General features: G+C 65.7%; 16 protein-coding genes and 2 tRNA genes. 6 read left to right on the top strand and 12 right to left on the bottom strand.

The window, feature by feature from the left end:
* The first annotated feature begins 124 nt into the window (after positions 1 to 124).
* The gene (locus KIH07_RS15200; RefSeq protein WP_226492770.1) at positions 125 to 1,732 is read left to right on the top strand and encodes an NAD(P)H-hydrate dehydratase; all 1,608 of its coding nucleotides are present in this window, start codon (positions 125 to 127) and stop codon (positions 1,730 to 1,732) included.
* On the opposite strand, the gene KIH07_RS15195 is transcribed toward KIH07_RS15200, so the two are convergent.
* The 3 genes from KIH07_RS15195 to rnr all read right to left on the bottom strand — a co-directional run bounded on the left by KIH07_RS15195 (position 1,733) and on the right by rnr (position 5,668).
* Complete coding sequence (locus tag KIH07_RS15195; protein WP_226492769.1) at positions 1,733 to 2,284, bottom strand: YggT family protein; 552 nt, start codon at positions 2,282 to 2,284, stop codon at positions 1,733 to 1,735. It lies immediately after the preceding gene.
* 112 nt (positions 2,285 to 2,396) lie between these two features.
* Positions 2,397 to 3,365 (bottom strand): gamma-glutamyl-gamma-aminobutyrate hydrolase family protein, encoded by a 969-nt coding sequence (locus tag KIH07_RS15190; protein ID WP_226492768.1) that lies wholly within the window; start codon positions 3,363 to 3,365, stop codon positions 2,397 to 2,399.
* A gap of 14 nt (positions 3,366 to 3,379) precedes the next feature.
* Positions 3,380 to 5,668 carry a ribonuclease R gene (gene rnr / locus KIH07_RS15185; RefSeq protein ID WP_226492767.1) on the bottom strand — a complete coding sequence of 763 codons (2,289 nt, stop codon included), beginning with the start codon at positions 5,666 to 5,668 and terminating at the stop codon, positions 3,380 to 3,382.
* 46 nt (positions 5,669 to 5,714) lie between these two features.
* Here rnr and KIH07_RS15180 point away from each other — a divergent pair.
* Positions 5,715 to 5,799, top strand: a tRNA-Leu gene (locus tag KIH07_RS15180).
* Between the two features lie 172 nt (positions 5,800 to 5,971).
* Here KIH07_RS15180 and rimO read toward each other — a convergent pair.
* From rimO to KIH07_RS15155, 5 genes are all read right to left on the bottom strand, one after another.
* Complete coding sequence (gene rimO / locus KIH07_RS15175) at positions 5,972 to 7,357, bottom strand: 30S ribosomal protein S12 methylthiotransferase RimO (protein ID WP_226492766.1); 1,386 nt, start codon at positions 7,355 to 7,357, stop codon at positions 5,972 to 5,974.
* Between the two features lie 66 nt (positions 7,358 to 7,423).
* Positions 7,424 to 7,966 carry a polyhydroxyalkanoate synthesis repressor PhaR gene (phaR, locus tag KIH07_RS15170; RefSeq protein WP_226492765.1) on the bottom strand — a complete coding sequence of 181 codons (543 nt, stop codon included), beginning with the start codon at positions 7,964 to 7,966 and terminating at the stop codon, positions 7,424 to 7,426.
* Between the two features lie 198 nt (positions 7,967 to 8,164).
* Positions 8,165 to 8,241, bottom strand: a tRNA-Val gene (locus tag KIH07_RS15165).
* A 63-nt stretch (positions 8,242 to 8,304) separates the two neighbouring features.
* A complete protein-coding gene (locus KIH07_RS15160; RefSeq protein WP_413465746.1) occupies positions 8,305 to 10,635 on the bottom strand; it encodes a RelA/SpoT family protein in 2,331 nt (776 codons plus the stop codon).
* A gap of 18 nt (positions 10,636 to 10,653) precedes the next feature.
* Positions 10,654 to 11,571: an alpha/beta fold hydrolase gene (locus tag KIH07_RS15155; protein ID WP_226492764.1), complete on the bottom strand. Its 918-nt coding sequence runs from the start codon at positions 11,569 to 11,571 to the stop codon at positions 10,654 to 10,656.
* A 79-nt stretch (positions 11,572 to 11,650) separates the two neighbouring features.
* Between KIH07_RS15155 and KIH07_RS15150 the strand changes: the two genes are divergently transcribed.
* Positions 11,651 to 12,421, top strand: a complete 771-nt coding sequence (locus KIH07_RS15150; protein WP_226492763.1) for a 3-hydroxybutyrate dehydrogenase — start codon at positions 11,651 to 11,653, stop codon at positions 12,419 to 12,421.
* Positions 12,422 to 12,493: 72 nt separating this feature from the next.
* Here KIH07_RS15150 and KIH07_RS15145 read toward each other — a convergent pair whose 3' ends face one another.
* Positions 12,494 to 13,246 (bottom strand): SIMPL domain-containing protein, encoded by a 753-nt coding sequence (locus KIH07_RS15145; RefSeq protein WP_226492762.1) that lies wholly within the window; start codon positions 13,244 to 13,246, stop codon positions 12,494 to 12,496.
* Positions 13,247 to 13,249: 3 nt separating this feature from the next.
* Positions 13,250 to 13,537, bottom strand: coding sequence for a hypothetical protein (locus KIH07_RS15140; RefSeq protein ID WP_226492761.1), 288 nt, complete (start codon positions 13,535 to 13,537; stop codon positions 13,250 to 13,252).
* Positions 13,538 to 13,705: 168 nt separating this feature from the next.
* Here KIH07_RS15140 and ompR point away from each other — a divergent pair, with 168 nt between their 5' ends.
* The gene (gene ompR / locus KIH07_RS15135; protein WP_226492760.1) at positions 13,706 to 14,437 is read left to right on the top strand and encodes a two-component system response regulator OmpR; all 732 of its coding nucleotides are present in this window, start codon (positions 13,706 to 13,708) and stop codon (positions 14,435 to 14,437) included.
* Between the two features lie 204 nt (positions 14,438 to 14,641).
* Positions 14,642 to 15,973: a sensor histidine kinase gene (locus KIH07_RS15130; RefSeq protein WP_226494722.1), complete on the top strand. Its 1,332-nt coding sequence runs from the start codon at positions 14,642 to 14,644 to the stop codon at positions 15,971 to 15,973.
* Between the two features lie 31 nt (positions 15,974 to 16,004).
* Here KIH07_RS15130 and ispF read toward each other — a convergent pair whose 3' ends face one another.
* Entirely contained in the window at positions 16,005 to 16,502 is a 498-nt protein-coding gene (ispF, locus tag KIH07_RS15125; RefSeq protein WP_226492759.1) for a 2-C-methyl-D-erythritol 2,4-cyclodiphosphate synthase, read from the bottom strand.
* A 13-nt stretch (positions 16,503 to 16,515) separates the two neighbouring features.
* Entirely contained in the window at positions 16,516 to 17,238 is a 723-nt protein-coding gene (gene ispD, locus KIH07_RS15120) for a 2-C-methyl-D-erythritol 4-phosphate cytidylyltransferase (protein ID WP_226492758.1), read from the bottom strand.
* A gap of 123 nt (positions 17,239 to 17,361) precedes the next feature.
* Here ispD and mfd point away from each other — a divergent pair, with 123 nt between their 5' ends.
* On the top strand, positions 17,362 to 20,853 hold the full coding sequence (mfd, locus tag KIH07_RS15115) for a transcription-repair coupling factor (protein ID WP_226492757.1): 3,492 nt from the start codon (positions 17,362 to 17,364) through the stop codon (positions 20,851 to 20,853).
* Positions 20,854 to 20,923 lie beyond the last annotated feature (70 nt).

Raw genomic sequence — 20,923 nt, 5'->3', positions numbered from 1 at the left:
GGCTTTTCCCCCATCTCTCCAGGAGCACCACCATGGACATGTTCAGTTTCCTCGATGAGCCCGACGAAAAGCTGCTGGGCACCGGCAAGGCCCAGGCCGCGGCCTGAACGACTGTTGCGGGGCGATGCGTCAGATCGATCACACCCAAGCGCAGGCGCTGTACAGCGTTGAGGCCACCCGCCAGATGGAGCGGGCGGCGGCCAGTGCCCTACCCCCCCACACGCTGATGGCCCGTGCCGGCCTCGCGGTGGCGCGCCTGGCCCAGGCACTGCGACCCCACGCGCGCAGCATCTGGGTCGCCTGCGGTCCCGGTAACAACGGCGGCGACGGCCTGATCGCGGCGACCCACCTGCACCGCTGGGCCCAGGCCAACGGTGGTGCCGAGGTATGTGTCACCCACTTTCTCGGGGACCCGGCCGATGAAAGCCGCCTGCCCGCCGATGCCCGCAATGCTTTGAATCAGGCGCGCGCCGCCGGCCTGCGTTTCTGCGCCGAACCACCCGCGTCGTGGGACCTCGCCATCGACGCCTTGCTCGGCATTGGCGCCACCCGTGCGCCGCAAGGGACGATGGCCCGATGGATGGAGCAACTGCAGACCTCGACGACGCCGGTCCTGTGTGTTGACGTTCCGAGCGGACTCAATGCCGACACAGGGCAATGGGTGGACATGTCCACGCTCACCCAGCCAACCCGCGGCACCACACCCCATGGCCCGCGCCACACGCTGACGCTGCTCACGGTCAAGCCCGGCCTCTTTACCGCCCAGGGGCGAGACGCGGCCGGAGTGGTCTGGTTCGACGATCTGGGCATCAACCCGGAACCCGACGTACCGGTGTCCGTCTGGCTGTCGGGCCACAGTGGCTGCGGCGTCGCGGCATCACAACCGCCACACGCCAGCCACAAAGGCAGTTTTGGCGACGTGCTGGTCATCGGCGGGCAGGACATGGCAGCGGATGGCGCGGGCATGACCGGCGCTGCCCTGCTGGCCGCCCGTGCGGCGTTGCACGCTGGTGCGGGACGGGTTTTCGTCGGCTTGCTCGAAGCCCCCTCCTCGGTCAGCAACGTCCGGTGGGACCCGGTATGCCCGGAGCTGATGTTCCGGCAAATCGACCCTTTGCTGGAATCCAAGTTGCTCAAAACCGCGGGCGTGGTCTGTGGTTGCGGCGGCGGTTCTGCGGTGGCCAGGGTGCTGCCGAGGGTGCTGTCCCGCGCGCCGCGCCTGGTGCTCGATGCCGACGCCCTGAACGCCGTGGCCGCGGACAGCGCCCTGCAAACCCTGTTGCGCCAACGCAGCGCGCGCGGCTGGTTCACGGTGATCACGCCACACCCACTCGAAGCGGCTCGCCTGCTGGGCAGCGACACAGCCACCGTGATGGCCGACCGCCTGCTGGCCGCACGCACCCTGAGCGAGCGTTTTGGTGTGGTGTGCGTGCTCAAGGGCTCGGGCACGTTGATCGTCGCACCCGGCCAGATCCCACGAATCAATCCCACCGGCAACGCAGCGCTAGCCACAGCCGGCACCGGCGACGTGCTCGCCGGCATGATCGGCCGCGCTGTGGCATTGCCAGGCGTCACAGAGCGTCACCGGCTGGACCTGGTGGCCGGCTCGGTGTTCCAGCATGGCTGGCTGGCCGATCACTGGAGCACCGAAGATGCACCGCCTGGCCACCGCACCGAAGCGCTGAGTGCCAGCCGGCTGGCGGCGCGGGTGCGGCCCATGGGTGGCGTGTAGCTAACCCAGCAGCATCAACCCGACCTGCAACAGGATCACCAGCACCAACACCGACAGGTCGACACCGCCCACCATGGGCACGATCCGGCGCACGGGGCGCAGGATGGGAGCGCAGAGCCGGTCCAGCGTGGCGAGCACGGGCGAGTGGGGCTGCACCCACGACAGTACCGCATAGGCCAGCAACAGCACCATCAGACCCTGCAGCAGCGTGCGCAACAGGAACTTGACGGCCATCACCGGAATGGCCAGGACCAGGGCAGCAGGCGAAGCCGACACGGGAGACAGCGCCATGGCCAGCATCATCCAGATGCCGCCATACGCCATGGCCAGCAGCAGCGCCGCCATGAGACTGCCCCAGTCCACCCGGCTTTGCGCCAGGCTGCGGGGCAAGACGCGCCGCACCGGCGCCACCAGCCAATTGGTCACCGCGATCACCAACCGCCCCGGCTGGGCCGACATATGGACCCGCTGATGGTTCATCCACGCGCGCAGCAGCGCGGCCGCCACCAGGAAGAAAAACAGGGTATCCAACAGAAAGAAGACGATGCGCATAAGGGTGGTCCAGTGGGCTGGCCTGGCAGAGGATTGCGGCAAACATGCCATCGAGCCAAGCGTTGTGCACCGAGTTTAGAGGCAGAGCACCGGCCCCGGCGCCGGCGCCGCCTCAACCCGCGGGCAGTCTGAGCGGGGCCCTGGGCACCCTGGGGTCGGGCTCCAGACCGGCGGCCAGCCGCTCCAGCGCGGCCGATCGGGAGGCGTGCAGAAAGTCCAGCATGATGGGCGAGCTGTCGGCCAGGGAGTCTCGCCCGTGGTGAAACTCCGGGTGCCATTGCACACCCCGGGCGTACGCGTCACCGGTCCAGCGGATCGCCTCCACCAGACCGTCGAGTGTGGACACCGCCTCCACCACCATGCCCTTGCCCAGCTCCGCCACCGCCTGGTGATGGATGCTGGTGACGCGCAATTGCGACGAGGTGGGGTACAGCCTGGTCAGCGCACTGCCCTGCAGAAACGTGACGTCGTGTTCGAGTTGGTCGTACAGATCGGTGTCCACGTGGGCATGCGCTGCCGGGCACTGCATGGCGATGTCCTGGTACAGCGTTCCACCAAAGGCCACGTTGAGCAACTGCGCCCCACGGCACACCCCGAGCACCGGTCGTTTCTGTGCCAGAAAGGCCCGCAGCAACGCCAGTTCATAGCGGTCGCGCACCACGTCACCGTGCCAGCGTGGATCGATCGGCGTCTGACCGTAGGTCTGCGGCGCCACGTCAGCCCCGCCCTGCAGCACCAACGCGTCCAGCTCCTGCACCACGAGTTCGACCTTGAGGTGGCGCGCCGCGTGTTTGCTGTCGTGCGCCACGGCCGGCACCATGAAGGCCACCGCACCGTGTTCCATGATCCAGTGCGCGAGCGACTGCTCGATGTACTGCAGGTTCTTGTTGCGAAAACCCAGCTCGGATGGCACCTGGTAAAGCAGACGGGCGGACACGCCGATGCGCAGAGGCCGCTCCACGGGCCCCGCGCTCTTCTTGCGCCGCCGCTGCACCGGTTTTCCAGGTGCAGCGCCGTTTTCGGCACCCACCGAGCCCGCCGGCTTGCGCCGCACGGAGGGGGTGCTGGCAGCGCCGGACATGCGGTCCATCCTTCCTAACGGCGGCTCTTGCGGGCCTTGCCGGCGGTACCGCGGGCACCGCCGCCTCGCTCACCCTTCTTGGTGGCAGCCTTGCGCACGGACGCCTTGACCTCCATCACCGGCGGCAACGCCCCCCCGGCCTGCCGGCTCTGCCCCTGGGTTTCGTTGCGGCCCCGACGGAGCTTCCCACCGCGGCCGCTGGAAGACCCGCCTTCGGTTTGGCCGGTCTTGTCGCGCATGGCCCGCAGCACCAGATCGTCTTCACCCGTGACCAGGCGGAAGTCGATGCGACGCCCATCCAGATCCACCCGGCTGACCTGCACCTGCACACGCGAGCCCAGTGCGTACCGGATGCCCGTGCGCTCCCCACGCAATTCCTGGCGCGCTTCGTCGAAGCGGAAATACTCGCCACCCAGTTCGGTGATGTGGACCAGCCCTTCGACATACATGGCGTCGAGCGTCACGAACAAGCCGAAACTTGTCACCGAGCTGACCACGCCGCTGAACTCCTCGCCCAGGTGCTCGCGCATGTACTTGCACTTGAGCCAAGCCTCAACGTCGCGGCTGGCCTCGTCGGCACGGCGTTCGTTGGCGCTGCAGTGCAGGCCCGCAGCCTGCCAGGCCAGCGTGTCGGCCGACGGCTTCTTCACCGGTTCCCCGGTGACCGGCTTGGCACGACTGGCCAGGCGCTTGCTCAGTTTGGCATGCGCCTCCCCTGGCGTGGGCAAGGCCGGCAACTGGTAGCGCTTGCCGGCCAGAATCGCCTTGATGACCCGGTGCACCAACAAATCCGGGTAGCGCCGGATCGGGCTGGTGAAGTGGGTGTAGGCGTCAAAGGCCAGACCAAAGTGACCGGCATTGAGCGGCGTGTAGATGGCCTGCTGCATCGAACGCAGCAGCATCGTGTGGATCTGCTGCGACTCGGGCCGGTCCTTGGTCGCGTTGGCGATCAGCTGGAACTCCGAAGGATGCGGGTTGTCGCTGATGGTCTGCGTGACCCCCATGGCCTTGAGGTAATTGCGCAGGATGTCCTGCTTCTCGGGCGTGGGCCCTTCGTGCACCCGGAACAGACCCGTGTGTTTGCCTTCGCCAATGAAATCGGCCGAGCACACGTTGGCTGCCAGCATGGCCTCCTCGATCAGCTTGTGCGCATCGTTGCGGGTGCGTGGAACGATCTTCTCGATCCGGCCCGACTCGTCGCAGACGATCTGGGTCTCCACGGTTTCAAAGTCCACCGCGCCACGCACATTGCGCGCCGCCAGCAGCGCACGGTACACGTCGTGCAGGTTCAACAGATAGGGCACCAGCGCCTTGCGCTGCGCCGCCTCGGGGCCCCGGGTGTTCTGCAGGATGGCGGCCACCTCGGTGTAGGTGAAACGCGCATGGCTGAACATCACCGCCGGGTAGAACTGGTAGGCGTGCACCTCGCCTTTGGCATTGATCAGCATGTCGCAGACCATGCACAGACGCTCCACACCGGGGTTGAGCGAACACAGGCCGTTCGACAGCTTCTCGGGCAGCATGGGAATCACGCGGCGCGGAAAGTACACCGAGGTCGCCCGGTCATAGGCATCCACATCGATGGCAGAGCCGGTCTCCACGTAGTGGCTCACGTCGGCGATGGCCACCAGCAGACGCCAGCCTTTGGTTCGCCCGACCTTGGCCGGCTCGCAATAGACTGCGTCGTCAAAATCGCGAGCATCTTCGCCGTCGATCGTGACCAGCGGCACATCGCGCAGATCGACGCGGTGTTTGTGGTCCGAAGCACGCACGTGATCCGGCAAGGCACGGGCTTGCGCCAGTGCGGCTTCGGAAAACTCGTGGGGCACGCCGTACTTGCGCACCGCGATCTCGATCTCCATACCGGGGTCGTCGATCTCGCCCAGCACTTCCTTGACCCGCCCCACAGGCTGCCCATACAGCGCGGGCGGCTCGGTCAGTTCGACCACCACCACCTGCCCGGGCTTGGCCGATCCGGTCGCGCCCTTGGGGATCAACACGTCCTGCCCATAACGTTTGTCTTCGGGAGCGACAAGCCAGACACCGCTCTCCTGAAGCAGCCGCCCGATGATGGGCGCGTTAGCGCGTTCGACAATTTCCGTGACGCGCCCCTCCGGGCGGCCCTTGCGGTCCAGTCGCACGATGCGCGCCTTGACCCGGTCCTTGTGCAACACGGCCCGCATTTCATTGGACGGCAGATAGATATCTGCCTGTCCGTCGTCGCGGATCACAAAGCCATGTCCGTCACGATGACCCGACACGACACCTTCAAATTCGGCCAACAGGCTGTTTTTTTCGTTCACTTTTTAAATTCAATTTTCCGTGCTATACTAGCGTTTTTCCTGAGATGCCCAGGTGGCGGAATTGGTAGACGCACTAGTTTCAGGTACTAGCGCCGAGAGGCGTGGAGGTTCGAGTCCTCTCTTGGGCACCAATCATAAGGGCTTGCAAACGTGATGTTTGCAAGCCCTTTTTTATTATTCCCTCGCGGGAAACCACAAAAGCCGCCACGTTCGCAGCGTCGCGGCTTTTCTCTTGAAAACAAGGACGGGCTTTGACCCCCACCGGCCGGCGGCTATCGCAGCGCACTGTGCCGGTGGCTGCGGTCAAAACGGAACCGCCAGCAAATCGTGGCCTTCCGCCGCCACGATGCGCGCCTTGGTGAATTCACCCACCTTGAGCGTCTTGCTGATTTTTTCCGGTGGCAACAAACGCACCACACCATCGATCTCGGGCGCATCGGCGTAGCTGCGCCCCACGCCACCCTTCTTGCCCAGACCGGGCGCCGAGTCCACCAACACCTGCATGGTCGCACCCACGCGCTGGCGCAGCTTGTCCGCGGACACGGCCTCGGCCACGGCCATGAAACGCGCACGGCGTTCTTCGCGCACCGCATCCGGCACGGCATCCGGCAGCGCGTTGGCCGCGGCACCGTTCACCGGCGAATAGGCAAAACAACCGGCCCGATCAATCTGCGCTTCCTGAACAAAGTCCAGCAGGTGCTGGAACTCCGCTTCGGTCTCGCCGGGGAAACCGGCGATGAAGGTGCTGCGCACCACGATCTGCGGACACAGTTCACGCCAGCGCGCGATGCGCTCCAGATTCTTCTCGCCACTGGCCGGGCGCTTCATGCGCTTGAGCACGTCGGGGTGGCTGTGTTGCAGCGGCACATCCAGGTAAGGCAGGCACAGGCCTTCGGCCATCAGCGGGACGACGTCATCCACATGCGGGTACGGATACACATAGTGCAACCGCACCCATGCGCCATAGCCCTTGGCCAGCTCACCGAGCGAGCGCACCAGATCGAACATGCGCGTTTTCACCGGCTTCCCATCCCAGAAACCGGTGCGGTATTGCACATCCACACCATAGGCCGAGGTGTCCTGGCTGACCACCAGCAATTCCTTCACACCAGCCTCAAAGAGTTTGCGAGCCTCGGTGAGCACGTCGCCGATGGGACGGCTCACCAGGTCGCCACGCATGGACGGAATGATGCAGAACGTGCAACGGTGGTTGCAGCCCTCGCTGATCTTCAGGTAAGCGTAATGACGCGGTGTGAGCTTGATCCCCTGCGCCGGCACCAGGTCCACGAACGGGTCGTGCGGCTTGGGCAGGTGCTGGTGCACCGCCTCCATCACTTCGTGCGTGGCATGTGGCCCCGTCACGGCCAGCACACTGGGATGCATCTGCCGCACCATATTGCCGCCGTCCTCACCTGCGCGCGCGCCCAGGCAACCGGTCACGATCACTTTGCCATTCTCGGCCAGGGCTTCGCCAATCGTGTCCAGGCTTTCCTTCACGGCGTCGTCGATGAAGCCGCAGGTGTTGACGATCACCAGGTCGGCACCGGCAAAAGTCTTGGAGGTCTGATAACCCTCGGCGCTGAGCTGCGTGAGGATGAGTTCGGAATCGGTCAGCGCCTTGGGGCAACCCAGGCTGACAAAACCGACCTTGGGCGCCGCAGCGCCCGGGGTGGCAACAGTTTCAATCATGGTCCGATTGTCTCAGACCATGGCCTGTCGCGTGCGCGGAGCGGCCACCGCGCGGCCCGCCAGCACTCAGCGCTTGAGCCCCATTGCCGCGAGCATCTGCTCGCTGCTCTTCTGCATCTGCTCCTGCATCTGGGTAAAGGCACTGCGCGACTGCTCCATATAGGCTCCCATCATGCCCTGCATCATGGGCGACTGCATGTTCGCAAATTGTTTCCACGCCTCGGGATTGAGGCCGCTGGACTGCTCGGACATCTTGTGCTGCAGGTCCATGAAAATCTGGACGTTCTTCTCCAGGTAGGCACCCATGAAGTCCTGCATGGCGTTGCCGTAAAAACGGATGATGTTGGCCAGCACCTGCTCGGTGAAGATGGGCACACCCGCCGTTTCTTCTTCCAGAATGATCTGCAACAGAATGCTGCGGGTGAGATCGTCGTTGGTCTTGGCATCGCGCACCACAAACCGCTCGTTGTCCATCACCAGCGCCTTCACCTCCGCCAGCGTGATGTAGGACGAGGTGTCGGTATCGTACAGACGTCGGTTGGGGTATTTTTTGATCACCCGCACGGCGCCCGGACTGGCGCTGCTGGCTTCGGCCTTGCTTTTTTGCACGACGGGACTTTCAGAATGGGACTGGGCACGGTCGCCCTGAACAGCTCAGAGCATACGGCACATTCTAGAAAGCCCGGTCGACGGCTGTCTGCATGGGTTTACCCTGTGCGGTATCCGGCAGCTGTGGCCGGCGCGAGCCATCGTACAAAGCAAAAGGGCCCGACGAAACGTCCGGCCCTTGGGTGCATCGAATAGGTTTGGTAGGCGCGATTGGACTCGAACCAACGACCCCCACCATGTCAAGGTGGTGCTCTAACCAGCTGAGCTACGCGCCTACAAACTGTTCGAAGCCTCGCAGTATAGCTGTTTTTTCAGCGATTTCTGAAAACCGACGAACATCATTTGCGACGCACCACACGAACACCGGGCACGTCCCCCACCACCGCCATGGCGCGGGCCACCTGGCGCGCGTCGAGCACTTCGATGGTGAAGGTCATCCAGGCAATGCCGCGCACCGACTGCGTCTGCACTCCGATGACGTTCATCTTTTCACGGGCGAACACGTCGGAGATGTCGCGCAGCAGGCCCTGGCGGTCCAATGCCTCCACCGCCACGTCCACCGGGTACACCGCAGCACTACCATCGCGACCGGGGCTGCTTTGTCCACCCCACTGCACCTCGATCACGCGGTCCGGGCTCTTGCGCTGCAGATGGGCGAAGTCGCTGCAATCGGCCCGGTGAATGCTCACCCCTTTGCCACGGGTGACGAAGCCGCCGATCTCGTCGGGTGGTGCGGGTTTGCAGCACTTGGCCAGCTGCGTCATCAGCGAGTCCACCCCAACCACCAGCACACCACCACTGGGCTGGCCGGACGCCTTGCGCGGCTTCTTGAGCCAGGCCGGTATCTCCGATGGAGCTTCGGGTTCGGGCGGCCGCAGATGGGTCTCAATGGCACGCAGCGAGAGCTCGTCCTTGCCCACCTGTTCAAACAGTTCCTGCGCCGACGACAGGCCAAGGGCGACCGCCAGATCGTCAAGCTTGAGGGCCGTCTTGCCTTCGCGCTGGAGCAGCTTTTCCACGGCCTCGCGCCCTCGCGCCACGGTCTCTTCCATGGCCTGGGCGTTGAACCAGGCGCGCACCTTGCTCTTGGCGCGGTGACTGACCAGATAGCCCAGATCGGCGTTGAGCCAGTCGCGCGACGGACCGCCCTCCTTCGCCGCGGTGATCTCCACCGTCTGCCCGTTCTGCAGCGGCGTGTTGAGCGTGACCATGGCGCCATCAACACGCGCACCGCGGCAACGGTGCCCCAGACTGGTGTGCACGCTGTAGGCGAAGTCCACCGCGGTGGCTCCCTGGGGCAGCTCCACGATGGCGGCGTCGGGCGTGAGCACGTAAATGCGATCGTCAAACAGCCCCTCGGCCGCGCCACTCAGGTCGCGCTCCCAAGCCAACAACTGGCGCAGCACCGCGATCTTGGCGTCGTAGTCGGAGCTGGCCGACACGCCGGCATAGCCCTTGGCTCCGGCCTCCTTGTAGGCCCAGTGGGCCGCCACGCCGTGCTCGGCGTGGTCGTGCATGGCCTGGGTGCGAATCTGGATCTCAAACGCGCGCCCTTGCTCATCGCGCACCACCGTGTGCAGCGACTGGTAGCCATTGGGCTTGGGCTTGGCGATGTAGTCGTCGAACTCTTCGGAAACCGGCGTGAAGTGCGAGTTCACGTAGGCCAGCGCAGCGTAGCAGTCGTTCACCTCGGGCACGATCACCCTCAAGGCCCGGATGTCGAACACCTGATCAAAGTCCAGCGATTTGCCGCGCATCTTCTTGACGATGCTGTAGATGTGCTTGGGACGACCCTGCACCGAAGCCTTCACACCCATCCGCTGCAAATGGTTTTCCAGCGACTGGCGCACCTGCTCCACATGGTCCTCGCGCTCGCCCCGCTTCTCGTCAAGCAGACGGGCAACCTGCTTGTAGGTCTGCGGCTCCAGGAAACGGAACGCCAGGTCTTCCATTTCCCACTTGATCTGCCAGATGCCGAGCCGGTTGGCCAGCGGTGCGAACACATGCAACGACTCACTGGCCAGGGCTTCGCCGGGCTCGCCACGGCAGGCAGCGAAATAGCGCAGCGTCTGCAGCCGGGAAGTCAGGCGCAGCATCACCACGCGCAGGTCGCGCGAGAACGCCAGCAGCATCTTGCGCACGTTTTCGGTCTGGCTCGCCGCCAGCTCCGAAACCGGCGCCTTGTTGGGTGACACCAGCGGCAAGGACAGTTCCTGAGCCACCGCGCGCTCTTCATCCTTTTTGGCTTGCACCTCGGCCGCCTTGTAGCGCGCCTGGCGCTGCAGTTGGACCAGCTTGGTGGTCTCCACCGCGAGGTCCGCAAAATTGTCGCCAAAGGCCTTGGCAATCACGTCGTGCGGACGGTTGAGGTACTGGCAGGCATACACCAGGTAGGCGGCGGCCTGCATGGCCTCGGAACCGCCAATGTCGTTCAGGATGGCCGCGACCGCGTCGGCGTGCGCCAGGATGTTTTCGCCCGTGTCCAGTTGCTCGCAGGCGAGCAGCGGTTCCGCAAACGCGCGGGCACGGGCCAGCGCCTGCGCCTGGTGCGGCAAACTGTCGGAGGTCGCCGCGACGATGGCCGAGGGCATCACCGTGCCCACAGGGGCGGTCTCCGCGTTGAAGGCCTGCGGTGCGCCGTTTGATGCAAGTGACGTCGAACGCTTCATGTCAATCCCGGGACGCACTCACGCAGCCCATAAAAAATCCCGAACCGCGGACCATTGATCGGCGGCCACCAGCGTGGGCGCATGGCCCACACCCTCGAACGACACGCAACGCGCGCAAGGACCGCGCCGGGTCATCAGCTCCGCCGTCTCCGGCGTGAGCAGATCCGACCCGGTGCCACGCAGCAGCAAGGTCGGTGCGGTGATGCTGTCGTACAGTGCCCACAGGGCTGCTTCACCCTCGCGCACGGCCTGTCTCGAAACGGACTCGTCCCCGGCCATCAAAGCCTTGAAAGGCAACGCGATCGCCGGGTCGTAATGCAGCCACCAGCGGCCATCGCGCTCACGCAGCATGGGCAATGACAAGGCCCGCCATTGCTCCGGACTGTGCGGTCCGAACCCCGGCGAGATGGACGCCAGGTAGTCCATCGCCGCCTGTTCGCTCGCAAACGACGGGTTCAGCCCCAGGTAGTTGCCAATGCGCTGCAAGGCCTCCCACTGGATCACAGGCCCGACATCGTTGAGCACCAGCCTGTGTGGCGCCAGTGCGGGCTGCGCCGCCAGCGCCATACCGATCAGCCCCCCCATGCTGGTGCCCACCCAGTCGATCCGCACCCCGGGCGTCTGCGCGCGCAATTGCGCCAACAGCGTGGCGAGGTCGGCCGCATACGTGCCGAGTTGATAGGCCATGGGGTCCTGCAACCAGTCGCTGTGACCCCTCCCCGCCACGTCCACCGCGATCACGCGGCAGCGGCTGGTCAGGCTGCGCGCGAGGGTGTCGAAGTCGCGCCCCTGCCGCGACAGGCCATGCACGCACACCACCACGTGGGCCGTGGTGGCACCGGTCGTGGGCCAGTCCCAATAGGCCATGCGCCGTGGCACACCACCCTGGGCGGCGGGCCCGCTGACGGGCAGAAAGTTGAGCGTGGGTTCCTGCATGCTGGTCTTGTGCCCCTGAGCGTCCGTGATAATGTTTTCAGCGTCTCTCAACGAATCGTAATGGAACTGGAGCTTACCCATGCTTGCAAACAAAACCGCCCTTGTCACCGGCTCCACCAGCGGCATCGGACTGGGTATTGCCAAGGCGCTGGCGCGTCAGGGCGCCAACATCGTGCTCAACGGTTTTGGTGACGCCGAAGGCCCCAAGGCCGAGATCGCGGCACTGGGCGCGAAGGTGGCCTACCACGGCGCCGACATGAGCAAACCCGCCGAGATCGAGGACATGATGGCGTTTGCCGCGTCCCGGTTTGGCCAGGTGGACATCCTCGTCAACAACGCCGGCATCCAGCACGTGGCCCGGGTGGAGGACTTTCCCGTGGAACGCTGGGATGCCATCATCGCCATCAACCTCACCAGCGCGTTCCACGCCACGCGCCTGGCGCTGCCAGCCATGCGGGCCGCCAACTGGGGCCGCATCATCAACGTGGCGTCGGTCCACGGCCTGGTGGGATCGGCCGAAAAATCGGCCTACGTCGCGGCCAAACACGGTGTGATCGGTCTGACCAAGGTCACCGCGCTGGAAAACGCCACCTCCGGCGTGACCTGCAACGCGATCTGCCCGGGCTGGGTGCTCACGCCGCTGGTGCAAAAGCAGGTGGATGCCAAGGCCGGAGCCCTGGGCATTTCCAACGAGGACGCCAAGAAGGTGCTGCTCGGCGAAAAGGAGCCGTCCATGCAGTTCACCACACCCGAAGAGCTGGGCGAACTGGCGGTGTTTTTCTGCTCGCCGGCGGGCAACAATGTGCGCGGCGTGGCCTGGAACATGGACGGTGGCTGGGTGGCGCAATAAGGCTGCAAATCCCGTCATCGATGGAAAGGCCCGCTTCGCGGGCCTTTTTGCTGCGCGGAACACCCGTCCGTTTCAGCGCAGCTGGATGGAACCGGACACGGTCACGTTCACCATGCTCTTGCCCGCTTCCGCGGACACGGGAGAGGTATCCGCCACCGACTTGGCCGATTGGGCCAGCATGCGCATGGGTATCGGAGCGTTCTCCTGGTCGGCCGAACTGATGGAGACCTCGCGCAAGGTGTAGCCAGTGAAACCAAACCCCTTGGCCACGTCATTGGCCCGGGCCTTGAAACGATCAATGGCCAGGGCCTGCACGTCGGCCTCCAGCTTTTGCCGTGCCTCTCGCGAAAGCGAAAAGCCCACTTGGCCCATGGTCAGGGTCTGGATCTTTCCGGCCGTGGTGCTGATGCGCGCGAAATCGCGCCCTTCGATCACGAGCTCGGTACTGCCCTGCCAACCGTTGATCTTGCCGTTGGTGCCGTAACGCGGGTATAGAGAAAACTGACCGGTGCGCACCTCCATTTGCTGGGGCTGGGCCGCCGTCCTGGCCACCACGAGCGCAGCGTCCAGTGCCACCTTGAGCTGGTTCTGCACGGTGGCGGCGTCGGGACCGTCCCGGGTGGTGTTCAGGCTCATGCTGAGCCAGTCCTGCTGGACTTCCAGAAACCCGCTGGCTGCGATGTTCACGATGTTGGCCGGCTCTTTGCCCTCCTGGGGCGCCTGGGCCCAGGCGCTGCCACCGCCACTGGCGATCAACAGGATGAGGATGACAAGGCGGCGATGAAATCGGTCAGAAAAGGCGGAGCGTCCGGAAAATGGCGACATGAATTACTTTTTGTGGAGGTTGTTGGTCTGGCTGCGAAGCTGCTCGCGCAAAAGGTGGCGCTCTTCCAGCGTCAACCGGTACGGCTTGCCGACGTCATCCCGTTCATCCAGTGGAAGCCGCAGGCTGTCACGCAGCCGTGTATGGCTGCGTGTCTCGCGCTCTTCGCCGGCCTCGGATGGCACGACCTCCACCGTGGCGCCCATCAGGGCATCACCGCGACCATTCGGCGCCTGGGCAAAGACCGGACCGAGCACGAACAACAACATCAGGGATGACAAATACGTCTTCATGAGCCACCAAGTATCCACGTTTCAGCGATTGTGAGATGCGCGCCCGGTGAAGCAGATGCCATCCGACGCAACATTTGTAACAGCCGGTCAGGAAAACAAAAAACCAGTGCTGACAGGCGTTTACCGCTGCCACAATCGCGTTTGTTACATTTTCCGGAGGTCACTTCCATGTCGCAAACCAACGCCCGCCCCAACAAGATTCTGGTTGTGGACGACGATGTCCGCATCCGTGATCTGCTGCGCCGCTACCTGATGCAGGAAGGCTTTGAAGTCATGCTGGCCGAAGACGGCAAGGCACTGAACCGGGTGCTCCAGCGCGAGTCGGTCGACCTGATCGTGCTGGACCTGATGATGCCCGGCGAGGATGGTCTGTCCATCTGCAGACGCCTGCGCGCCAACGGTGACCGGACCCCCATCATCATGCTGACCGCCAAGAGCGAAGACGTGGACCGGATCGTCGGACTGGAAGTCGGTGCCGACGACTACCTGGGCAAACCGTTCAACCCGCGCGAACTGCTGGCCCGCATCCACGCTGTGCTGCGCCGCCGCCCGCCCACCGAAGTACCGGGCGCCCCGTCGCAGGAAGCCGAGGTGGTCAACTTCGGTCCGTTCGAATTCGACCTGAGCCTGCGCACGCTGCGCAAGCAGGGCGAGGACTTGCCACTGACCACCGGCGAATTCGCCATGCTCAAGGCCCTGGTGCGCCACCCCCGCCAGCCGCTCTCACGCGAAAAACTCGCGCAGCTGGCGCGTGGTCGCGAGTTCGAGCCGTTCGACCGCAGCCTGGACGTGCAGGTCTCGCGTCTGCGCAAACTCATTGAAGAAGACGCTGCTTCGCCGCGCTACCTGCAGACCGTGTGGGGTGTGGGCTATGTCTTTGTTCCCGACGGCAACACATGACCGCCGCGCCGAGCCACTCCCAAGCAAGCTCGCACCGCAACCCGCAGGGCGAAGGTGCTCCGGTGAGCGCTGCCCGGCCGAGGCGCTCAGTCCCACAGTGCGCAACACGGAGGTAGTCCAGTGAGCGCTGTACCGACGCGCGACTCGCGCGTCCCTTTTGAAACCCAGCCGGCGGCGCTGGAGACCGCGCCGGCCCCGCTGGAGATGCGTCCGCAACGCGGCGTGAGCCTGTTCTGGCGCACGTTTTTCTTCCTCGCCCTGCTTCTCGTGGGCTGCATCGTTGCCTGGCTGCAAACCTTTCGTGCGCTGGAGTTCGAGCCGCGCGCGCTGCAAAGCGCGCAGCAACTGGCCTCGCTGGTCAACCTCAGCCGCGCCGCGCTGGTGCATTCGGATTCCATTGCCCGGGTATCGCTGGTCAAGACACTGGCCGACGAAGAAGGCGTGCGCATCGCGCCGCGCGAGCCCAACGACACCTACAAGCTCTACAACACCGACTCGCTCAGCCAGAACATCAGCGAGCGCCTGAGCGCGCGGCTGGGCCCGGGCACCGTGGTCGCCCGGGAGGTCAACGGTTTTCCCGGGCTGTGGGTGGGATTCAACATCGACGATGACCCCTACTGGCTGCTGACCGACCCCTCCCGCGTCGGACCGGTGACCGGCGCCACCTGGCTGATCTGGCTGGCCACCGCCGCCGCGCTGTCCCTGGCCGGTGCGGCGCTGATCGCGCGGCTGATCAACCACCCCCTGAAGAAGCTCTCGTTTGCCGCCAGCCGGGTGCGCGAAGGGGACTTCAACGCCAGTCAACTCAACGAAATGGTCGCCACCAGCGAGATCCGTGAAGTCAACATCGGCTTCAACCGCATGGCACAGCGTCTGTCCAAGGTCGAGCAGGACCGCGCGCTCATGCTGGCCGGCATCTCGCACGACCTGCGCACGCCACTGGCGCGGCTGCGGCTCGAAACCGAGATGAGCGTGGCCGACCCGCAGGCCCGTGAACACATGACGGCGGACATCGAACAGGTCAACGCCATCATCGACAAGTTCCTGGACTACGCACGCCCCGACCAGCTGAAGCCCGACCGGGTCAACCTCAACCAGGTGGTCGACGCCGCGATCTTTTCGCTGGGCAACGACCCCACCCTGATCATCGAAACCCAGATTCCCCCCGACACCTTCGTGCTGGGTGAGGCGGTGGAGCTGCAGCGGGTGTTCTCCAACCTGCTGGAGAACACCCAGCGCTACGGTCGCAATCCGGAGACGGGCATGGCCGAAGTGGGGATCGCCGCCAAGATTCGGGACGACTGGGTGCTCGTCAAGCTGCGCGACCACGGCCCCGGGGTCAGCCCCGATCAGTTGCAACACCTCACACAACCGTTTTTCCGGGGCGATGCCTCGCGCTCGTCGGCCACTGGCACCGGCCTGGGGTTGGCGATCGTGGAGCGGGCCATCGCCCGCATGGGCGGGCGCTTTGCCATGGCCAACAGCAGCACAGGCGGCCTGTCCGCCCACATGAAACTGCCCAAAGCCCCGGACTGAGTCCAGCCGCCGCGCGGGTCGCTGCCCGGCGCTATGCCTGCGCGTTCAGCAGGACCACGGCGCGCGCTTCCATCGACAGTCCCTGCCCCACCGGCCCGAGCTTCTCGGCCGTCTTGGCTTTCACGTTCACCCGGCCGACCGCCACCCCCAGGGCGCGCGCAATGCTCTCGCACATGGCGCCGATGTGCGGCGCCAGCTTGGGCGCCTGGGCAATCACGGTGCTGTCGATGTTGACGATTTCAAAACCGGCATCGCGCACGCGGCGCGCCGCTTCGGCCAGCAACACGCTGGAGTCGGCCCCTTTGAAGTGCTGGTCGGTGTCGGGGAAGTGACGGCCGATGTCGCCCAGCGCGGCCGCGCCCAGCAAGGCGTCGGTGATCGCATGCAGCAGCACGTCGGCGTCCGAATGTCCGAGCAAGCCCAACATGTGCGGGATGCGCACCCCACCGACGATGAGCGGGCGGCCGGGCACCAATGCGTGGACGTCCCAGCCTTCACCGATGCGCAGACTGAATGGCGAGGGATTCATTGGGGGTTCCTGCTCAGGTTCGGTTGTTCAGAATGGCCTCGGCCAGGGCAAAGTCTTCCGGGTAGGTGACCTTGAAGTTCTGCGCGCTGCCGGGCACCAGCAGCGGACGGTGGCCCGCCAGCTCCATGGCGCTGGCCTCGTCGGTCACCCCGGCGAACCCGCTGTCGGCCTGCGCGGCGAGCGCGTCGCGCAGCGCACCGAGGCGGAACATCTGCGGCGTCTGGGCCAGCCATTTGTCGGAGCGGTCCACCGTGGCCGCCACGCGGCCGCCAGCCTCGGTCTTCAGGGTGTCGGGCAGCTTGAGCGCCAGCAGCCCGCCCACGGGGTCGTTTTCGCAGGCGTCGAGCAAGGCGTTGATCTGGGCCGGCGTGACCAGGCAGCGCGCCGCATCGTGCACCAGCACCCAGTCGTCCTGCGCCGCTCCCTGGGCCAGCAGCTCGTGCAGGCCGTTGAACACGCTCTCCGCGCGGGAACGGCCACCGCAGCGCGCCAGCACCACGCTCGGGTGGTCCACGCTGAGAAACCGGTCCCCCGGCGCGATGACGATCAGGCACTGGGCAATGCGTGGCACGGCCTGAAACGCGGCCAGGGTGTGCAACACCATGGGCAAGCCGGCCACGCGCTCGTATTGCTTGGGACCCGCCGTGCCCGCGCGCGACCCAGTTCCTGCACAAGGCAGCAGCACGTGGCAACGGGGAGCAAGCGCGGGGGGAATCGGGTGGGCGGTATCGGTCATGGCTTGTGCGCATTCTAGAATCAGTGTTTTCACACCCCCCGCCCAGCTGGACGGGGGGTGTTCGTCATGGCGGGTCCGGTTGGCCCGCCGCGCCCACCGCCCTCATTCACCACCCCCGCCCGCATGGACCTGCCCAAACTCACCCCCGGCAAACGCTTCACGCAGCCGCGCCCCAGCGGCGCGGCCGACGCTCTGCTGCTGGCCCGGCTCGGTGAGCGCGAGAAGGCCGCCGGCCGGGTCACCGCCATCGTCACCGCCGACGCCACCGACGCGCAGCGCCTGATCGACGAGATGGCGTTCTTCGCGCCTGGCCTGCGCTGCGCGCTGTTCCCGGACTGGGAGACCCTGCCCTACGACACGTTTTCGCCGCACCAGGACCTGATCTCCGAGCGCCTGGCCACGCTCTGGCGCATCCAGCAGCACGACAAGGACACCGGCGCCGACGTGGTGCTGGTGCCCGCCACCACCGCGCTGTACCGGCTGGCGCCGCCGGCCTTTCTGGCCGGCTACACCTTTCACTTCAAGGTCAAGCAAAAGCTCGACGAGGCCAAACTCAAGAGCCAGCTCACGCTGGCCGGCTACCAGCACGTGACCCAGGTGGTGAGCCCGGGCGAGTACGCGGTGCGCGGCGGCCTGATCGACCTCTTCCCCATGGGCTCGCCCGTGCCCTACCGCGTGGACCTGTTCGACGACGAGATCGACAGCATCCGCACCTTCGACCCCGACAGCCAGCGCAGCCTGTACCCGGTGCCCGAGGTGCGGCTGCTGCCTGGGCGTGAGTTTCCGATGGACGACGCGGCGCGCGCCAAATTCCGCAGCCGCTGGCGCGAACTGCTCGACGGCGACCCGACCAAGAGCCGCATCTACAAAGACATGGGCAACGGCGTGGCCACCGCCGGCATCGAGTACTACCTGCCGCTGTTCTTCGAGCAGACCGCCACGGTGTTCGACTACCTCGGTGAAGCAGCCACCGTGGTGCTGCATGGCGACCTGGAGCCCGCCTTCCAGCGCTTCTGGCAGGACACGCAGGACCGCTACCGCCTCGTCAAGGGCGACCCCGAGCGCCCCACCCTGCCGCCCGAGAGCCTGTTTCTCTCGGCCGAGCAGTTCTACACCGGAGCCAACGCCCACGCCCAGCTCGCCATCCGACCGGCGGTGGAAGACGTGGCCGACAACGCCTTCGCGCAGAAGCTGGGCGATCTGTCGGTGCTGCGCGGCGCCGAAGACCCGCTCGCGCGCCTGCAGGGCCACATGCGCAACAGCGCGCACCGCGTGCTGCTGCTGGCCGAAAGCGATGGCCGGCGCGAGAGCCTGCTGGACTTCCTGCGCGCCAGCGGCCTGAACCCGCCGGCCTTCGATTCGCTGACCGAATTCCAGGGCAGCGATGAACCAACCGGCATCGCCACCGCCGCCTTGACGGTGGGCTTCTCCTGGCTCGAAGGCGGCATCGACTTCGTCACCGAGACCGAACTCTTCGCCACCGGCCCCACCACGCGCCGGCGCAAGAAGCAGGAACAGGTCAGCGACGTCGACGCGCTGATCAAGGACCTGTCCGAGCTCAACGTGGGCGACCCGGTGGTGCACAACGCCCACGGCATCGGCCGCTACCGCGGCCTGATCCACATGGACATGGGCGAGAAGAACCCGGACGGCACGCCCGCGCTGATGGAGTTCCTGCACCTGGAGTACGCCGACAAGGCCGTGCTCTACGTGCCGGTGAGCCAACTGCAGCTGATCGGCCGCTACACCGGCGTGAGCGCCGACGAGGCGCCGCTGCACCGCCTGGGCAGCGGCCAGTGGGAGAAAGCCAAACGAAAGGCCGCCGAGCAGGTGCGCGACGCCGCCGCCGAGCTGCTCAACATCTACGCCCGCCGCGCCGCGCGCCAGGGCCATGCGTTCCGTTTCTCGGCGCAAGACTACGAGATCTTCGCCAACGACTTCGGCTTTGAAGAAACCGCCGACCAGCGCGGCGCGATCCACGCCGTGATCCAGGACATGATCAGCCCGCGCCCGATGGACCGCCTGGTCTGCGGCGACGTGGGTTTCGGCAAGACCGAGGTCGCCCTGCGCGCCGCCTTCGTGGCCGTGACGGGTGGGCGCCAGGTGGCGTTCCTCGCACCGACCACGCTGCTGGCCGAGCAGCACTACCAGACCCTGGTGGACCGCTTCGCCAAGTGGCCGGTGAAGGTGGCCGAGGTGTCGCGCTTTCGTTCCGGCAAGGAGATCACGGCCGCCATCAAGGGCATTGCCGACGGCACCGTGGACATCGTGGTGGGCACGCACAAGCTGCTGAGCGAATCGACCAAGTTCCACGACCTGGGCCTGCTCATCATCGACGAGGAACACCGCTTCGGCGTGCGCCACAAGGAGGCCATGAAGGCCATGCGGGCCGAGGTTGACGTGCTCACGCTCACCGCCACGCCGATCCCGCGCACGCTGGGCATGGCGCTCGAAGGCCTGCGCGATCTGAGCGTGATCGCGACCGCGCCGCAGCGCCGACTGGCGATCAAGACCTTTGTGCGCAACGAAGGCAACGGCGTGATCCGCGAAGCCGTGCTGCGCGAGTTGAAGCGCGGCGGCCAGGTCTACTTCCTGCACAACGAGGTCGAGACGATCGAGAACCGCAAGCAGAAGCTCGAAGAGATCCTGCCCGAGGCGCGCATCGCCATCGCCCACGGCCAGATGCCCGAGCGCGATCTGGAGCGCGTGATGCGCGACTTCGTGGCCCAGCGCTACAACCTGCTGCTGTGCTCCACCATCATCGAAACCGGCATCGACGTGCCCACCGCCAACACCATCGTGATGAGCCGCGCCGACAAGTTCGGCCTGGCCCAGCTGCACCAGCTGCGCGGCCGCGTGGGCCGCAGCCACCACCAGGCCTACGCCTACCTGCTGGTGCCCGAGATCGAAGGCCTGACCAAACAGGCCTCGCAGCGACTGGACGCGATCCAGCAGATGGAAGAACTGGGCAGCGGTTTCTACCTCGCCATGCACGACCTGGAAATCCGCGGCGCCGGCGAGGTGCTGGGCGAGAACCAGAGCGGCAACATGCTCGAAGTGGGCTTCCAGCTCTACAACGAGATGCTCAACGAAGCCGTGCGTTCGCTCAAAGCCGGACGCGAACCCGACCTGCTCTCGCCGCTCTCGGTCACCACCGACATCAACCTGCACGCCCCGGCCCTGCTGCCCAACGACTACTGCGGCGACGTGCACCTGCGACTGTCGTTCTACAAGAAACTCGCCACGGCCAAGACCACCGACCAGGTGGATGGTCTGCTCGAAGAGATCGTGGACCGCTTCGGCAAGCTGCCGGCCCAGGCACAGACGCTGATCGACGTGCACCGCCTGCGCTGCATCAGCGCGCCCTATGGCGTGGTGAAGGTTGATGCGGCACCCGGCGTCACGAACATCACCTTCAAGGCCAACCCGCCGGTCGAGCCCATGCGCATCATCGAGCTGATCCAGAAAAACCGGCACATCAAGCTCGCGGGCAACGAAAAGCTGCGCATTGAACGCGCGCTGCCCGAGGTGAAAGACCGGGTGCAACTGGTGCGCGACGTGCTCAAGGCCCTGGGTCAGCCGATGAGCGCCCCCCGCGCCGCTGGCGCGGTTTGACCCAGATCAAGGGAACCCCCTTCTGACGTGCGCCGGGGTGCCCGCAGCGGCCCCGTTCACGTGGCGTTCA

This window comes from Hydrogenophaga taeniospiralis (assembly GCF_020510445.1).
Lineage (GTDB): Bacteria > Pseudomonadota > Gammaproteobacteria > Burkholderiales > Burkholderiaceae_C > Hydrogenophaga.
The sequence above is the reverse complement of the archived record's forward strand: the minus strand, read 5'-3'. Positions and strand labels throughout refer to the sequence as shown.

What these genes read in the sequence shown, in the direction of transcription:
- KIH07_RS15200 (WP_226492770.1), top strand. Translation starts at nt 125, where the DNA reads ATGCGTCAGATCGATCACACCCAAGCGCAGGCGCTGTACAGCGTTGAG.
- KIH07_RS15195 (WP_226492769.1), bottom strand. Translation starts at nt 2,284, where the DNA reads ATGCGCATCGTCTTCTTTCTGTTGGATACCCTGTTTTTCTTCCTGGTG.
- KIH07_RS15190 (WP_226492768.1), bottom strand. Translation starts at nt 3,365, where the DNA reads ATGTCCGGCGCTGCCAGCACCCCCTCCGTGCGGCGCAAGCCGGCGGGC.
- rimO (WP_226492766.1), bottom strand. Translation starts at nt 7,357, where the DNA reads ATGATTGAAACTGTTGCCACCCCGGGCGCTGCGGCGCCCAAGGTCGGT.
- KIH07_RS15160 (WP_413465746.1), bottom strand. Translation starts at nt 10,635, where the DNA reads ATGAAGCGTTCGACGTCACTTGCATCAAACGGCGCACCGCAGGCCTTC.
- KIH07_RS15155 (WP_226492764.1), bottom strand. Translation starts at nt 11,571, where the DNA reads ATGCAGGAACCCACGCTCAACTTTCTGCCCGTCAGCGGGCCCGCCGCC.
- KIH07_RS15150 (WP_226492763.1), top strand. Translation starts at nt 11,651, where the DNA reads ATGCTTGCAAACAAAACCGCCCTTGTCACCGGCTCCACCAGCGGCATC.
- KIH07_RS15145 (WP_226492762.1), bottom strand. Translation starts at nt 13,246, where the DNA reads ATGTCGCCATTTTCCGGACGCTCCGCCTTTTCTGACCGATTTCATCGC.
- KIH07_RS15140 (WP_226492761.1), bottom strand. Translation starts at nt 13,537, where the DNA reads ATGAAGACGTATTTGTCATCCCTGATGTTGTTGTTCGTGCTCGGTCCG.
- ompR (WP_226492760.1), top strand. Translation starts at nt 13,706, where the DNA reads ATGTCGCAAACCAACGCCCGCCCCAACAAGATTCTGGTTGTGGACGAC.
- KIH07_RS15130 (WP_226494722.1), top strand. Translation starts at nt 14,642, where the DNA reads ATGCGTCCGCAACGCGGCGTGAGCCTGTTCTGGCGCACGTTTTTCTTC.
- ispF (WP_226492759.1), bottom strand. Translation starts at nt 16,502, where the DNA reads ATGAATCCCTCGCCATTCAGTCTGCGCATCGGTGAAGGCTGGGACGTC.
- ispD (WP_226492758.1), bottom strand. Translation starts at nt 17,238, where the DNA reads ATGACCGATACCGCCCACCCGATTCCCCCCGCGCTTGCTCCCCGTTGC.
- mfd (WP_226492757.1), top strand. Translation starts at nt 17,362, where the DNA reads ATGGACCTGCCCAAACTCACCCCCGGCAAACGCTTCACGCAGCCGCGC.